The following is a 15,053-nucleotide window of genomic DNA, read 5'->3' as shown; positions in this document are numbered from 1 at the left end:
CATGAGCACCGATTTGGCCATCGAGCCCGTAGCCAACCCACGGGCCCCCTTCTACCGGCGCCTGCCGGTTATTTCGCATTTCGGGAAAAGCGTAGGACTCCAGCGCACCATGCTGGTCATGGGACTCCTGCTGACCGGCATCTTCCTGCTGACAGCGATCGCCGCGCCATTGATCGCCCCCTACGGGTTCGCGCAACTCTCCGACGCCGATGGCAGCTTTCCCACCCAGCAGGCACCAGGCGGCAAGCACCTGCTCGGCACCACCGTTGGCGGCTATGATGTCCTGTCCCGCGTCATCTGGGGTACCCAGACCGCGCTGCTGGTCATCATCGTGGCCGTGGTCCTCTCCATCTTCGCCGGTGTCATCCTGGGCCTGCTGAGTGGTTACATCGGCGGGTGGCTGGACCGCATCCTGGTAGTGGTGGCGGACGCCATCTACGCCTTCCCCTCACTGCTCGTTGCCATCGTCATGGCAATCGTCATCAGCGGCGGCCAGTCCAGCCTGCTGGGCGGGATTCTGGCGGCCGCCATCTCCATCACGGTGGTGTTCATCCCGCAGTATTTCCGGGTGACCCGGGCCGAGACCATCAGGCTAAAGGCGGAACCCTTCGTCGAGTCGGCCAAGGTGGTGGGCGCCTCGAACATCCGCATCATGAGCAGGCACATCTACCGCAATGCCACCCGGACGCTGCCCCTGATCTTTACGCTCAACGCGTCCGAGGCCATCCTGACCCTGGCTGGACTGGGCTTCCTGGGGTTCGGCATCGAACCAAGCTCCGCCGCGGAGTGGGGTTTCGACCTCAACAAGGCGCTTGCGGACACCACCTCAGGGATCTGGTGGACTGGCTTGTTCCCCGGCCTTGCGATCGTCTGGACAGTCCTCGGACTGACACTGGTGGGCGAGAGCATCAACGACCTGAACGACCCCCGGCTACGCGGCCGCGCACGCGCCGGCGGCGGCAGCTCCCCGGTTCCTGCGGGCACGGCGGCCATCGAAGCAGAAGTGAGGAACTCATGACCATCAATATCGATCCCTCACCCGGCCGGCAAGCCGGTGCGGGCCAGCCGGTACTGGACATCGACCACCTTAAGGTGACCTTCGCTACCGACGCCGGTGATGTCCAGGCAGTGAAGGATGTCAGCCTCGAGGTCAGGAAGGGCGAAGCGCTGGCGATCGTGGGGGAGTCGGGGTCCGGCAAAACGGTCACCGCCAAAACCATCCTGGGTCTGCTTCCCGAAACCGCCACCAGCTCGGGCACCGTGCTGATCAACGGTGCCAACGTCATCAGCGTCAGCGCCGCGCGCCTCCGCCAGATCCGGGGGCGTGACGTTGCCATGGTTTTCCAGGAGCCTTCGACGGCGTTGAATCCGGTATTCACGGTGGGGTGGCAGATCGCCGAAGGCATCAGGGCCCATGCCGGCAGTGACGGCGGAAAAAGGGTTTCGGCCAAGGAGGCGAAGTCCCGCGCCATTGATGCCCTTCGCAAAGTAGGCATCCCCGATCCGGAGCGCCGCGTCAACTACTACCCGCACCAGTTCTCCGGCGGCCAGAAGCAGCGCGTAGTGATCGCGGCGGCGCTGGCCCTGAACCCTGGACTGATTGTGGCCGATGAACCCACTACCGCCCTTGATGTCACTGTCCAGGCCGAGATCCTGGAACTGCTCCGGGACCTGCGCGCCAAGTACGGCACGTCCATTGTGCTGATCACGCATAACATGGGCGTTGTGGCGGACCTCGCCGACCGCGTGGTGGTGATGTACCAGGGTGATGTTGTTGAGGAGGCTCCGGCCCATACGCTGTTTGCCGAACCGCGGCAGGACTACACCCGGAAACTCCTCGCCGCGGTGCCCCACTTGGGGCACAATTCGGCCTCCGAGGGACTGACCAGCCGGGCCCGCCAGGACGAGGAACTCCTGGTGGAAGCCAACAACCTGACCATCGAATATCCGGGCAGGCTTGGAACTCCGGCGTTCAAGGCTGTTGACGGGGTGAGTTTCACCCTCTCCCGGGGGGAGGTGTTCGGGTTGGTGGGGGAATCAGGCTCCGGAAAAACCACCATCGGACGGGCCATCGCCGGCTTGAACAGGACCACCGGCGGCAGCCTCAAGGTACTGGGGTACGAAATGCTTAACCTCCGGGAGCGGACCTTCAAGCCGCTCCGGAAGGACATTGGCTTTGTGTTCCAGGACCCGGCAGCCTCCTTTAACCCGCAACTGACCATCGGGGATTGCATCGCCGAACCCATGATCATCCACACGAAGCCTAGCCCGGCACAGACGCGCAAGCGTGTGGGTGAGCTGCTCGAATCAGTCCAGCTGCCGGCGTCGTACGCGGGACGCTTCCCGCACGAACTCTCCGGCGGGCAGCGCCAACGGGCCTCGTTGGCACGGGCGTTAAGCCTCAATCCGCGGCTGCTGATCGCTGACGAGCCGACGTCGGCACTGGACGTTTCAGTGCAAGCGAAGGTTTTGGAGTTGTTCAGGGACATCCAGCAGGAGTTCGGCTTCGCGTGCCTTTTCATCAGCCACGACCTGGCGGTGGTGGACATCCTGTCCCAGTGGGTGGGGGTGCTGTACAAGGGCAAGCTGGTGGAACAGGGCATCGGCAGCCAGGTCATGGGGAGTCCCAAGCACGACTACACGCGGCGGCTCATCGCATCCCTGCCCGTTCCGGACCCGCAGGAACAAGCGCGGCGGCGGGAAGAAAACAAGGCATTGCTGGGCATCTGACGCTCCGCATCCGTCAGGCGCCGGTGCCGGCGTAACGCCGGCACCGGCGCTTAACAGCCGGTCGATTCCCGCGGCTGCCCATAGACTTGAAGCATGACGCAGCACAACCTTCACGCTCCTGACTCCGATGACTACGATCCCTCGGCCAGCTCACTGGCCGGGCAGGTGGACAACTCGGTGATGGCTGAACTGCTGTCCATCCGTTCCAGCATCGACAACATTGACGCCACGCTGGTGTATCTCCTGGCAGAGCGCTTCAAGGCAACCCAAAAAGTGGGTTTCCTCAAGGCCGCCCACCGGCTGCCCGCCGGCGACCCCGGCCGCGAAGCAGCACAGATCGCCAGGCTCCGCAGGCTGGCCGAAGACGCACACCTCGATCCTGCCTTCGCGGAAAAGTTCCTGAATTTCATCATCGGTGAGGTCATCCGGCATCACGAGGCGATCGCCGAAGACCACGAAGCCGCCTCGGGCCAGCACCCGCAGGCATCAGCCCTCGCGTGAGGGGCGAGCGGCACGAGCCGGGCGCGGCCACCGGCGCCAAGGAGGCACCGCCGCGGGAGGTAACGGCCACGGCCCTGGGCCCCTGGCCGGGGGAGGACCCCGTGGAGGCAGCCAAAATCATCCGGGGCGAGCTGGGCAGCCCGCACCTTCCGTTCCTTGCCGAACTGCCGGACCGGGGTGTTGGTTCAGACGCCCTGGGACGCACGGCCACCATGCTGGAAGAACTTGCCGTGGACGTCCAACCCTACGGCTGGCGCCTGGTGGACCGGCCCGGCAAGGACTCCCGGCGTGCTGCCTCCGCCCTCGCCACGGACATCAACATCCTCGCCGATGTGGCCGGTGCCGAGGATAAGCCCGCTGAAGAGGTCAAAGTGCAGCTGGTGGGGCCGCTCAGCCTGGCGGCCGGGCTTCACCTGCATAACGGCGAGCGCGCATTGATCGACTATGGTGCCCGGCGGGACCTGGCCGCCTCCCTCGCGGCCGGAGTAGGAAACTACCTCTCCCGTGTGGCGGCTGCCGTTCCCGGTGCCCGCCTGGTGGTCCAGGTGGATGAGCCCGATGTCTCGGCGGTACTGGCCGGCACCATTCCCACGTCCAGCGGGTACCGAACCCTGCGGGCAGTCCCGGCCTCCGAGGCGCGGGAATCCTGGCGGGTGGTGCTGGACGGATTACGTTCGGCCGGTGCTGCGGAGATCGTGATCTCCGTTCCCGAAGTCGAGGCACCGTTCGATCAGATCCTGGCCGCCGGAGCGGATGGTATTGCGGTTCCGCTGAGGGCGCTGACCTCCCGGCAGTGGGAGCAGTTGGCGGGAGCCGCCGAGGCGGGCAAGCGGCTGTGGATCGGCGCGCTGGACGTTGCGGGGGGCTCCCTGCCCAAAGTCTCTGACTGCGTGGAGGCGGTGTGGCGTCCGTGGCGGCAGCTGGGCCTGTCCCCGGATGGGCTAAGCGCCGTGCGGGTTACACCTTCGGCGGGACTTGCGGACCGGACACCCGCAGAGGCGACGGCGGTCCTCGGCCGGCTGACGCAGGTAGCGGACGGGCTGAACCAGGCGGCGCAGGGCTAGGACCTTACACCCGGTTTTCCCAGCGGTCCGGGTGCGCGTACTGCGGCAGGAAGCTCTGCGCGGAGCTTCGGCCGGTGTACGGGCGCAGCCGGTAGTCGAAGCTGCCGGCGTAAACCAGGACGAGGCCGACCTGGGGCTGGATGACCTTGACTTGGATCCGGTGCCTGCCGTTGCTCCCTTCGTCGGGGTCCCACCACTGCTCGGCGTAGGCTTTGGCATCCAGGGCGGCGGGCAGTGGGATGCGGAGGGGGCCAAGAAACAGCCGCGAGGCTTCCGACACACCGCGGAGCCGTCCTTCCGCCGTAACGCCCAGGTTCAGGTCTGTCACCAGCCGCCGGTACCGGCCCACATAGTCAACCAGCTGGGGAGCTCCGTTGCGCGTAGTCAAGCTCGTGGTGTCCTGGAAAATCCGCGTCCGGCCAGGAAACCGGATCTCGCGCCGGGCAGTCAGGCTGGAGCGGCCAAACGGATCCTGATGCGCGTAGTTTTCTATCCGGAACGGAACGTTCTCCCCGTACTCTGGGAAGAACGCCTGCTCCCCGCCGGTGAGCCGCAGCAGGGGACGCAGCCAGTCCTGCCGGCAGCCCACCACATCGAAGGTCCCCTCGCCCACACCGTACTGGCCTGAGCCGGGCGCCAGCGCGAAGTACTCCTGCAGTTCGGGCTGGAGCCGGCTGTAGTCCGGTCCGAGGGCCTGCTGGTAGATGGGAACGCTCATAAAGACTTCCTCCTGATGCGGACGGATCGCCTGGACCTTCACAATCTACCTGCCGCCTTAAGCCTGATGTACGTGTCGGCCAGCCGGGGCGGCAGCTCCTGTGGCTCGGCGTCCACCACCTCAACACCGTGCTGACGGAGCTCTGCCGTCACTGCTGCCTGCTGCAGGAGGGCGCGCTCCGCGGCGGCCGCCCGGAAGACTCCGGCCGCATTGTCCCGTTCCTGCAGCATCAGGCCGAACTGGGGATCCCGGACAGTTGCCACCACCACAACATGCTGCCGGGCCAGCTGCACTGCAGTAGGGATCAGGCCTTCCTCCGGCGCCCCGCCTTCCAGTGAGGTCAGCAGCACCACCAGGGACCGGTGGGCGGATACGGCACGGACCTGGGCCGGGATGGCAGACCAGTCCAGTTCGATGAGTTCGGGTTCCAGCGGGGCCATCGCCTGGACCAGCTGGCCAAGGAGGTTTCCCTGCCCGGCGGATCCGGCCCGGGCCCGGGTCCGCCGGTCGAAGGCCAGGAAGTCCACGCGGTCCCCGCCCCGCTCGGCGAGGACGCCGAGCAGCAGGGCGGCCTCCATGCCGGTGTCCAGGCGGGGCTCGTCCCCTATCCTCGCGGCGGAAGTCCGGGATGTATCCAGGACCATCACCACCCGGCGGTCGCGTTCCGGCCGCCAGGTCCGCACCACCACCGCAGACCGCCGGGCTGTTGCCCGCCAGTCGATGGACCGGACGTCGTCACCGGGAACGTAATCACGAAGGGAATCGAACTCCGTGCCGGCACCCCTGATCTGCACTGCGGCCCTACCGTCCAGTTCGCGCAGCTTGCGGAGCTTGGAGGGCAGGTGCCGCCTGGAGTGGAAGGGGGGCAGTACCCGGAGCAGCCCGGGGCAGTCGATGGTCCGCTGGCGGGCAGCGAGCAGCAGCGGTCCGAAGCTGCGAACGGTGACGTGGGGTGCCTTGAGGTCTCCCCGACGGATGGGGTGAAGGCGTACTCTGGCCCGCCGGCTTTCGCCGGCCGGAACGTCAAGGTCCTGCACCGGATTCCTGGCTCCGGCGGAGGGCTGCCAGGCATCCCGGACGGTTCCGCGGAGGCGCCGGCCGCCGTCGTTGGTGACAGTGAGCACGGACTCTGCCGTCCCGTGCAGTGTCACGTTGCCGGGATCCCGGCGCACGATATGGATCCGACGCGGCGAGCTGGCCAAGGCAAGGTCAAGGGCTGCCACGGCCGCCAGGCTGACCGCGACAAGGAAGACCGTTCCCCAGCCGGGCAGCACCAGGACCGGCACCAGGCCCACCAGCACCAGTAAGACAAACCGTCCGGAAATGGCCATCAGCGGGGTACGGGAACGGACGCCAGGATGCTGCCCAGCACGTCATCCACCCGGACCCCGTCCATCTGCGCTTCCGGCTGCAGCGTCACCCTGTGCCGGAGGCAGGGCAGCGCCAGGGCTTTGACGTCGTCAGGGGTGACGTAGCTCCTCCCCGACAGCCAGGCCCAGGCGCGGGACGTGTTCAGCAGTGCCGTTGCTCCGCGGGGCGAAACGCCAAGCTGGAACGACGGCGCGGAACGCGTAGCCCGCACCAGGTCCACGATGTAGGCGATAATTTCGGCCTCCACCACCACAGTGCCCACCGCCTGCCGCGCCCGCTCCAGATCAGCCGTCCCCGCCACGGCGCGGACACCCGCCCCGGCAAGGTCGCGGGGATCAAAGCCCGCTGCGTGCCGCCGGATGACCTCTATCTCGTCACGCCGTTCCGGCAGCGGCATGGTCAGCTTGAGCAGGAACCGGTCCAGCTGTGCCTCGGGGAGGGGGTAGGTTCCCTCGTACTCCACCGGGTTCTGGGTGGCGGCCACCAGGAACGGGGAAGGCAGGGGACGGGAGGCGCCGTCCACGGAGACCTGCCGTTCCTCCATCGCCTCAAGCAGAGAGGCCTGCGTCTTGGGTGGGGTCCGGTTGATCTCGTCAGCCAGCAGGAGATTGGTGAACACCGGGCCCTCCCGGAACGAAAATTCAGAAGTGTGCGAGTCGTAGACCAGAGACCCCGTGACGTCCCCCGGCATCAGGTCGGGGGTGAACTGCACCCGTTTGGTGTCGAGGCTCAATGCCGCGGACAGTGCACGCACCAGGAGGGTCTTGGCCACGCCGGGCACACCTTCCAGCAGCACATGCCCCTGCGAGAGCAGGGCGATCAGCAGGCCGGTGACCGTAGAGTCCTGCCCAACTACGGCCTTTGCCACCTCGTTGCGGACATCCAGCAGGGCCTGCCGCGCCGAAGCGTTTCCGTCCGCATTCTGCCCGGCGGAACCATGCCCGGCGGAATCATGTCCAGTGGAATCAAGGACCCGGGGGCCGCTGCCTTGTTCGCTCATCGGCTACTGACCTCTTTCTCTAGGGTGTTCAGTTCCTGCGCCCAGGCCACGAGCCGTGCCTCGGTGCGGGGATGTTCATTCAGGATCTGCTTGATGTCCGGGGAGGGCCGGGCCAGGAACCGGGCCACCGCTTCCGCAACGTCATCCGCGGTGGCGGCCGGACCAACGCGCATATTCCTGGCGAGCCGTACCAGGGTCCCGGCCCGGAGGTTGTCCCGGGCCTGCTCCACCGCGCGCGCATCCTGGTACAGGCGGGCTCTTCCTTCCGCTGTTTCCACCGCCTTGACCACCACAGGCAGCGGCTCGAACACCAGCGGTCCGTGCCGGCGCCCCCGCCACACAATGGCCGCCAGCGCCACCAGGGCAAGCCACGGCCCCACAAAGCGTGACCAGTCCGGTGCGAGCTCATTGAGTGTTTGCGGGGAACCCGTGGTGTCCAGGTCTTCCAAGGATGGCAGGTACCACACGAGGTCCGGCGAGCTGCCAAGGGTACGGATGGCCAGTGCGGCGTTCCCCAGATCGTCGAGCTTGCCATTGCTAAGGACAGCGGTACTGCCCAGCACCGTCACGTGGCCGTCACCGCTGACGGCAAGCAGCCCGGCGGCAGAGCCGGCGGGCCGGTAACAGGACGTCCCGCCGTCGTACACGAAGCCCGACTCCCCGGTGACCTGGCCGGCAGCTTCGGCATCCGGGAGGGAACAACCGGGCTCGAGCATGCGGGCCGACTCCGGCACCACGCCCGCTTGCCTGATTCCCTCGTCCAGCGCGGTCAGAGTACGCAGCCTGGGCGAAACCACCACTACCCGTCCGGCCGCGCCTGCCAGTTCGGGGAGCCGGGCCTCGTCCAGGTACCCGTTCCGGTCGTAGAGCAGGAGAGTGGGGGAGTCGCTGTCCTCCAACGAGGCCATGGCCTCTTCGAAGTTTGCGGCGTCGTGGACCGTTACCCCGTGGCGGCCCAGGATTTCGGTCACCGCCCGGGCCCCCTCCGGACCGGGATTGCGGATGGACAAGGGAATACCGTCGCCCTTCGGCGCCAATTGCCCCCAGATGAGCATGCCCAACGCCGCGGCCACCACGGCGGCAAGGGCTGCTGTGCCGCGGTGGCGCCGAAAGAAATTCACGCCGGACGCTGCCCGCGGGCCTGGACTGGTGTTCCTGTTGGCTCCGTCCTCCTGCCCGGCTGCTTCCTGGAGCACCCCGGTCATGGCAGCACCGCCGTATCCGGCCGGGCTGAATCATCCTCTGGCGCGGCGCCGGGCCAGACGGGCCTGGCGGCCTCAAGATCCGTGTCCAGCCTGCATATGGCCTCGTACTCGTGGCTCCCGGCCGTCCAGTTTCCGTAGCGGACGGCGTCGAAGGTCCTGGCGGCCTGATCCAGGCGCGCTGCTTCGGCAGGGAAGGGCCGGGACAGGGCGAGGGCGGCTTCGTCGGCGGTCCGGCCCGGCTGGGGATCCAGCACAACGCGGTCTTCCGCCGAACGTACCAGGGCACGGAAGCGGTCGACGACGGCGTCCCCCCACTTCCCGGCCGCGGCCGCAGCGCTTGCGCGCTGGCGGTAGTCCGGGGCAGCGAGCTCGCTGTCAGCGTCGAAAATTTCCTTGGCCTGCCGCGCCTTCGGGTTCAGCCGGGGCCGGGCCAGGATGACGGCGATGGCGATGACCACGGCGATGACGATTCCGATGACAGGGCTCGGCACTGGCGCGTCGGCCCCCGGCGGTCCGTCCAGGGACTGGAGCCAGTCCAGGAAGCTGCGCCACAGCGATGCGAGCCAGCCAGGTTCGGCATCCCGGTATTCGGATTTGGCCAGTTCCTCGGCGGCCCAACGGCGGGCTTCCTCCGCTCCTGGCAGAACAGGAGGTTCAGCGGACATCCGGCCACATCCCGGGCTGGCCGGTGCCGGGAACAGGTCCATGCCTGGGGGCGCTCATCCCGCGGCCCGGTATGCCCTCCGGATCCGCCCCGGTTTCCAGCTGGTGCAGCAGTGCGATGTCCAGGCCGTCCTTGCGCATCCGGAGGTCCATGTAGATCAAGGCCATCACGGAGGTCTGGAAGGCGTACCCCACTGCTCCCACCACCGCGCCCACGATGACGGTGGCCACCCCTACGGCAACCGCCACCGTGATCTCCTGCTCACTGCCTGCATGCGGCGACAGGAAACCGGAGAGGAATGTGGGCAGCAGGCTCACCGGGATCATGACCACCTGCCCGATGATGCCCACCATGATGCCCACCACCAGGGTGATGCCGAGGAGCCGCCACCAGTTGGCACGGGTCAGCGACCACGAGCGGCGCAAGGCAGACAGCGCGCCCAGTTCTTCGATGACGACGGCGGCAGGCGCCACCATCAGCTTGATATAGATCCACACAAGCAGTGCAACAACAGCGGGAATCACGGGAATGAGGAGCAGGACCCCGGCGCCTTCCACAGTGGAGGTCACCGCGACGGCCAGGCCCGCGAAAAGCAGGAACGCGAGCAGGGCGGCCAGCATCATCAGCGCGGCCAGGCGGACCAGCGTCCAGGCCCGGGAGCGTGCCAGGGTCCACATCTGCCGGAAACCCGTGGGGCGGTTGAGGATGGACCGCGCCACGGGCACCACCATGGCTCCTTGGAGGACGGCCGAGATAAAGAGGGTAAGCACACCAACCACCAGGACGGCACCTGCGAAGCCCAGGCCCAATGAGGCGAGGTCGGCCGGGCTTGCGCTTTCTGCCCAGTTTTCGATGGAAACCATGGATGTTGCGGTCACCGCCGTAACCACAGCTGCAAGGATGGCGCCGAGCGACTGGGCGAGGAGGGAAGCGCCGAGCATGGCTTTGGCATTTCGCCGGATTGTTTGGAAGGAGCCATCTAGGATCTCACCGAACATCAGGGGGCGAAGCGGGACGATCCCCGGTTTGGGCGGGGCCATGTAGCGGGGCTGGCCGTAGGGGTACCCCGGGTATGGAGGCTGCGGCGGACCCCAGTGCTGCTGGCCTTGCGGCTGGCCCCAGGCAGGCGGCCCGCCCCACTGGGGCTGCTGGCCCCATTCAGGCTGTTGGCCCCACTGGGGCTGCTGGCCCCATTGGGGCTGCTGGCCCCACTGGGGCTGTTGGCCAGGCCGGGGTGGCGGCACGCCCCCGCCCTGGGGCGGCTGCATGCCCGGATCCTGTTCTGACACCCGTGTTTCCTTCCCCCTGTACCAGTGCCTCGCAGCCAGGCCCGGGCCGCGTCGGAACGGTGGGCACCGGAAACGTCCGGCAATGCTCCCAGCCTATAGTTCCGCGGGCACGGCTACCTAGCGTTCCGCCATGCCGCAAGGCCCCTGAACAGGACAAAGCATGCCCGATAAGGGAATATATAACTATGAAGGCACGCATTCTGGTGGTAGACGATGACGAAGCGCTGGCCGAAATGATCGGAATTGTGCTTCGCAATGACGGCTTCGAACCAGTCTTCTGCGCCGACGGCGCCAAGGCCCTGGACGTTTTCCGTTCATCGAGGCCGGACCTTGTCCTGCTGGACCTTATGCTTCCCGGTGTGGACGGCATCGAGGTCTGCCGGCAGATCCGTTCCGAATCAGATGTGCCCATCGTGATGCTCACCGCCAAGTCGGACACGTCCGACGTCGTCCGCGGGCTTGAATCAGGCGCCGACGACTACGTGCCCAAGCCGTTCAAACCGGCCGAACTCGTGGCGCGCGTCCGCGCCCGGCTTCGGCCCGGCGACCAGAAGGCCCCCGAAACCCTCAAGATCGCGGACATCACCATCGACGTCGCCGGCCACACGGTGAGCCGGGGCAACGAGAGGATTTCCCTGACCCCCCTGGAATTCGACCTCCTGGTGGCCCTCGCCCGCAAACCGTGGCAGGTGTTCACCCGGGAGTTGCTGCTCGAACAGGTCTGGGGCTACCGCCATGCTGCCGATACGCGGCTGGTTAATGTCCATGTCCAGCGGCTCCGGTCCAAAATCGAGCAGGACCCGGAAGCTCCGGAAGTTGTCCTGACGGTGCGTGGTGTCGGCTACAAAGCAGGGGCCTGACCCCGCAGTTCCCCCGGGGGGAGCTGCAAACAAGCCCGCCACGGGAAGTTCTGCCGAACCCGTGCCCCACGGGACCGGGCACCACAATGCCCCGGAACACACCGCTGCCCGCACTTCAGCCCTTCACCGGCTTTGGTTCCAGGCCAGGATCTGGCAGCGGCGCGCCCTGATTGTCAGCCTGCGCGTTGCCCGGCTGGTGCGTACAGGGTTCCGAAAATTCCTTCCTGCCCTGAGGTACATCGGGCGGGCACTGCAGCAGCGGTGGCGCCGGTCGTTGCAGTTCCGCACCGTCCTGACCACGCTGCTCCTGGCCATCACTTCCTTTGCCGTGGTGGGCGCGTATCTTTCAAACCAGATCGCCAATAACCTCTTCCAGGAGCGGCTGACCCAGGCGGAGTCGGAGACGCGCTATAACGTCAAGCAGGTCCAGGACACGTTCGACGGCGCGCAGGTCACCGACCAGTCCAGCGTGATCACCCTGGTGTACGACACCCTGAACGCGGTGGAGGGCCGCGGTTCCGTGATCCAGCGCAGGTACGTCTTTGAGGCGATGCCCGAACAGACCAAACCGCGGAACCGGTGGGTGGAATCACGCGCCTCGGACCAGCTGACCGTCAGTGTCATCCCGCCGGAACTGCGCAAGGCCGTCCAGGAGTCCGGGAAAGACCAGTATTGGGCCTCAACCGTCATCCCCGTAGGCACCGAGGACCGCCCCGGCATCGCAGTGGGCAACAAGGTGACCTTTAACGGCACCGTTTATGAGCTGTACCTGATCTACGACCTCAACACCGCCCAGCAGACCCTGGACGAAATTCAAAGCGTACTGTGGGCCGGCGGGGCCGTGCTGGTCCTGATGATCGGCGCCATCGCCTGGTACGTCACCCGCAACGTGGTCAGCCCGGTCAGCCACGCCGCGATGGTCTCCGAAAAGCTCGCGGCCGGCCAGCTGCAGGAGCGGATGGTGGTCCGCGGTGAAGACGAGGTGGCACGGCTGGGGGCCTCCTTCAACCACATGGCGGCCAGCCTCCAGGAGCAAATCACCCAGCTGGCTACGCTGTCCCAAATGCAGCAGCGCTTCGTCTCCGACGTCTCGCATGAACTCCGGACACCGTTGACCACCGTCCGGATGGCCGCCGAAGTGCTCTACGACGCCCGGGAGGACTTCGACCCCATCAACAAGCGCTCGGCAGAACTGCTCTACAACCAGGTGGAGCGGTTCCAGTCCCTGCTGTCGGACCTGCTGGAGATTTCCCGCTTCGACGCCGGCGTTGCGGTGCTCGACGCCGAGCCGGAGGACATCCTGCAGGTGGTGGCCCACGTGATCGAAGGCGCCTCGCCGGTCGCCGCCGAATACGGCTCTGAAATCATCCTCAGCGCCCCCGCGGGCGCCATCGTTGTGGAAATGGACGCCCGCAGGATCGACCGCATCCTGCGGAACCTCATCCTCAATGCCGTTGAACACGGCGAAGGCAAGCCGGTAACCGTCACAGTGGCAGCCAGCCAAACCGCCGTCGGAATTGCTGTCCGGGACCAGGGGATAGGCATGGCGCCGGCCGAAGCGGCGCGTGTCTTTGACAGGTTCTGGCGGGCAGACCCGGCCCGCGCCCGCACCACCGGCGGCAGCGGCCTTGGACTGTCCATCGCCATGGAGGACACCAAGCTCCACAACGGGTGGCTGCAGGCGTGGGGCAAGAAGGGCAGCGGTGCCAACTTCCGGCTGACGCTGCCCCTGCGCCAGGGCGAAGAGATCGACAAATCGCCCGTGCAGCTCGAACCGGAGGACATCACCATCCCTGGGGCAACAGATAACAGGAACATGCTGGTCTTTGAGGCCGGCACTCCGCTTGCCCCGGCGGCTGCCGCAAAGGAGACTCCATGACCGGCCGCACCGCTCCCGGAACCAGGGCGGCAGTTTCCCTGTTGGTGTTCCTGCTGGTTGTGCTGGCCGGGTGCGCGCGGATTCCCACGTCCGGACCGGTGGGCAAAAGCAGCGAGAGCAGCGCCGGCAACCTCAGCGCACCGGTGTTCCTGCCGGCAGCGCCCCAGCCGGGCGCTTCAGCGGAAACCATCATCGACTACTTCTACCGGGCCGGAAGCGGCTACGAGGACGATTACGCCGTCGCACGCCAGTACCTGACCCAGGCCTCCTCCGTCTCCTGGAAACCGGACCAGCGCGCCCTCGTTTACCGGGAAGCCAGGGTTGTGCCCGGTGAAACCGAGAATGTCTACAACTACGAACTCGACGTCGCCTATACGGTGGACGCGGACGGGATCGCAACCCAGTCACCGGAAGGGACCATCGAAAAAATCCCTGTCACAGTCACCCAGGTGGACGGCGAATGGCGGATTTCGGCCTTGCCCGATGGAACAGCCATCGCCGAAGAAACCTTCAAGGTGATCTACGGGGCCTACCCCATCTACTTTTACGATCCGACGTTCACTTATGCAGTGCCCGACGTTCGCTGGTTCATTAAGAACAAGACTGTCAAGGCCATGACCAGTGCACTGCTCGCGGGGCCCGCGCCGTACCTGCGGGGCGCCGTTGCAAGTGCCTTCCCCTCGGGGATCAAGCTGGCCCGCGAGTCGGTGCCCGTTGTCTCGGGGGCAGCGCAGGTGGACCTGACCGCCAAGGAACTTACCGAGACGTCGCCCGAGGACCGGCTGAGGATGCAAATGCAGCTGACCTTGACCTTCCGCAGCCAGCCGGACGTGGTCAACGTTGAGCTCCGCGCCAACCAGGACCTGGTCCGGGTCGAGGACAACGGCTCGGTCCTGCCGCCGGTAGTGGACAAGAGCGTACCGTCGCGCCAGATTGCCGTGAGCGGCAACGAACTGGTCCGCTATGAGAACAACAGGGTTTCCCCGCTGCCGGATATGCAGCCGGTCTCCTCGCTGACACCACGGTTCCCGGCGGAGTCGCCGGTGTCACAGACGGCGGCGTTCCTGAATGAAGGCCGCACCACCCTCTACAGCATCAATCCCGGCCAGCCCGCCAGGGCGCTTATCACGCGAAGCACCCTGACCCGGCCGTCCTTCGGCCCCAATAACTGGCTGTGGTCGGCGGGGCCCGGTGCGTCCGGAGAAACCGAAGTTGTTGCCTACCGCCCCACTGGAGTGGCTGAGGGCGCAAACGTCCCCTCGGTCACACTGACGCCGGCATGGCTGTCCGGACGGACGGTCAAGGAGTTCCGGATCTCGCACGAGGGTGTACGTGCGCTGGTAATTTCCGAACAAAACGGCAAGACCCGGGTGCAGGTCACGGGTATCATCCGGGGCGGTGACGGGACGCCCCGCGAGCTTACGCAACCGGTCACCCTGGCCACCGAAAGCGGCCCGGACCAGGGCGTATGGGTCAGCGACACCACCGTTGCCGTGATGAAGGGGGCCGCCGGTTCGAACGTGACCCCCGAGCTGCTCTCGCTCACGTCAGGCCAGCCGCAGCAGCTGGCCCCTTGGCCGGGGCTCGTGGCCCTCAGCGCCGGCAACGGCCCCGAGGAGATCTACGCCCAATCCGCGGAGGGAGTCTTCCAACGGCTTGGCAACGGCTGGTCCCCGCAGATCAAAGGCCCCCTCGATCCTGCCTTCCCGGGCTGAACCTGGGGTTGTTTCCGGATCCTGTCCACATAGGCCAGTGGCGTCCGTCCCTCAGGG

General features: G+C 66.6%; 13 protein-coding genes. 7 read left to right on the top strand and 6 right to left on the bottom strand.

The annotated features are described in order from the left end of the window. Position 1 precedes the first annotated feature (1 nt). The 4 genes from AC5RVY_RS00235 to AC5RVY_RS00220 all read left to right on the top strand — a co-directional run bounded on the left by AC5RVY_RS00235 (position 2) and on the right by AC5RVY_RS00220 (position 4,295). Positions 2-1,018 carry an ABC transporter permease gene (locus AC5RVY_RS00235; protein ID WP_493952723.1) on the top strand — a complete coding sequence of 339 codons (1,017 nt, stop codon included), beginning with the start codon at positions 2-4 and terminating at the stop codon, positions 1,016-1,018. Further along, positions 1,015-2,730, top strand: a complete 1,716-nt coding sequence (locus AC5RVY_RS00230) for an ABC transporter ATP-binding protein (protein WP_493952722.1) — start codon at positions 1,015-1,017, stop codon at positions 2,728-2,730. Before AC5RVY_RS00235 ends, AC5RVY_RS00230 begins: the two co-directional genes overlap by 4 nt. A 93-nt stretch (positions 2,731-2,823) precedes the next feature. Beyond that, on the top strand, positions 2,824-3,231 hold the full coding sequence (locus tag AC5RVY_RS00225) for a chorismate mutase (RefSeq protein WP_493952721.1): 408 nt from the start codon (positions 2,824-2,826) through the stop codon (positions 3,229-3,231). Next, on the top strand, positions 3,228-4,295 hold the full coding sequence (locus AC5RVY_RS00220; protein WP_493952720.1) for a uroporphyrinogen decarboxylase/cobalamine-independent methonine synthase family protein: 1,068 nt from the start codon (positions 3,228-3,230) through the stop codon (positions 4,293-4,295). Before AC5RVY_RS00225 ends, AC5RVY_RS00220 begins: the two co-directional genes overlap by 4 nt. Positions 4,296-4,299: 4 nt before the next feature. On the opposite strand, the gene AC5RVY_RS00215 is transcribed toward AC5RVY_RS00220, so the two are convergent. Genes AC5RVY_RS00215 through AC5RVY_RS00190 form a run of 6 tightly spaced genes read right to left on the bottom strand, consistent with a single transcriptional unit; the run spans position 4,300 to position 10,542 of the window. Then, positions 4,300-5,013: a DUF4166 domain-containing protein gene (locus AC5RVY_RS00215; RefSeq protein ID WP_493952719.1), complete on the bottom strand. Its 714-nt coding sequence runs from the start codon at positions 5,011-5,013 to the stop codon at positions 4,300-4,302. Between the two features lie 38 nt (positions 5,014-5,051). Then, positions 5,052-6,344 (bottom strand): DUF58 domain-containing protein, encoded by a 1,293-nt coding sequence (locus AC5RVY_RS00210; RefSeq protein WP_493952718.1) that lies wholly within the window; start codon positions 6,342-6,344, stop codon positions 5,052-5,054. Continuing rightward, on the bottom strand, positions 6,344-7,384 hold the full coding sequence (locus AC5RVY_RS00205) for an AAA family ATPase (protein ID WP_493952717.1): 1,041 nt from the start codon (positions 7,382-7,384) through the stop codon (positions 6,344-6,346). The genes AC5RVY_RS00210 and AC5RVY_RS00205 overlap by 1 nt, the downstream gene beginning before the upstream one ends. After that, positions 7,381-8,589, bottom strand: coding sequence for a DUF4350 domain-containing protein (locus AC5RVY_RS00200; protein ID WP_493952716.1), 1,209 nt, complete (start codon positions 8,587-8,589; stop codon positions 7,381-7,383). Before AC5RVY_RS00200 ends, AC5RVY_RS00205 begins: the two co-directional genes overlap by 4 nt. Next, a complete protein-coding gene (locus tag AC5RVY_RS00195; RefSeq protein ID WP_493952715.1) occupies positions 8,586-9,254 on the bottom strand; it encodes a DUF4129 domain-containing protein in 669 nt (222 codons plus the stop codon). The genes AC5RVY_RS00200 and AC5RVY_RS00195 overlap by 4 nt, the downstream gene beginning before the upstream one ends. After that, positions 9,244-10,542, bottom strand: coding sequence for a DUF7847 domain-containing protein (locus tag AC5RVY_RS00190; RefSeq protein ID WP_493952714.1), 1,299 nt, complete (start codon positions 10,540-10,542; stop codon positions 9,244-9,246). The genes AC5RVY_RS00195 and AC5RVY_RS00190 overlap by 11 nt, the downstream gene beginning before the upstream one ends. 185 nt (positions 10,543-10,727) lie before the next feature. Between AC5RVY_RS00190 and mtrA the strand changes: the two genes are divergently transcribed. From mtrA to AC5RVY_RS00175, 3 genes are all read left to right on the top strand, one after another. Next, positions 10,728-11,402, top strand: coding sequence for an MtrAB system response regulator MtrA (gene mtrA, locus AC5RVY_RS00185; protein ID WP_091415523.1), 675 nt, complete (start codon positions 10,728-10,730; stop codon positions 11,400-11,402). A gap of 148 nt (positions 11,403-11,550) precedes the next feature. Next, on the top strand, positions 11,551-13,281 hold the full coding sequence (mtrB, locus tag AC5RVY_RS00180) for an MtrAB system histidine kinase MtrB (RefSeq protein ID WP_493953665.1): 1,731 nt from the start codon (positions 11,551-11,553) through the stop codon (positions 13,279-13,281). Continuing rightward, positions 13,278-14,996, top strand: coding sequence for an LpqB family beta-propeller domain-containing protein (locus AC5RVY_RS00175; RefSeq protein WP_493952713.1), 1,719 nt, complete (start codon positions 13,278-13,280; stop codon positions 14,994-14,996). Before mtrB ends, AC5RVY_RS00175 begins: the two co-directional genes overlap by 4 nt. Positions 14,997-15,053: the final 57 nt, after the last annotated feature.

It is taken from the genome of Arthrobacter sp. Ha26, assembly GCF_059091705.1.
The sequence above is the reverse complement of the archived record's forward strand: the minus strand, read 5'-3'. Positions and strand labels throughout refer to the sequence as shown.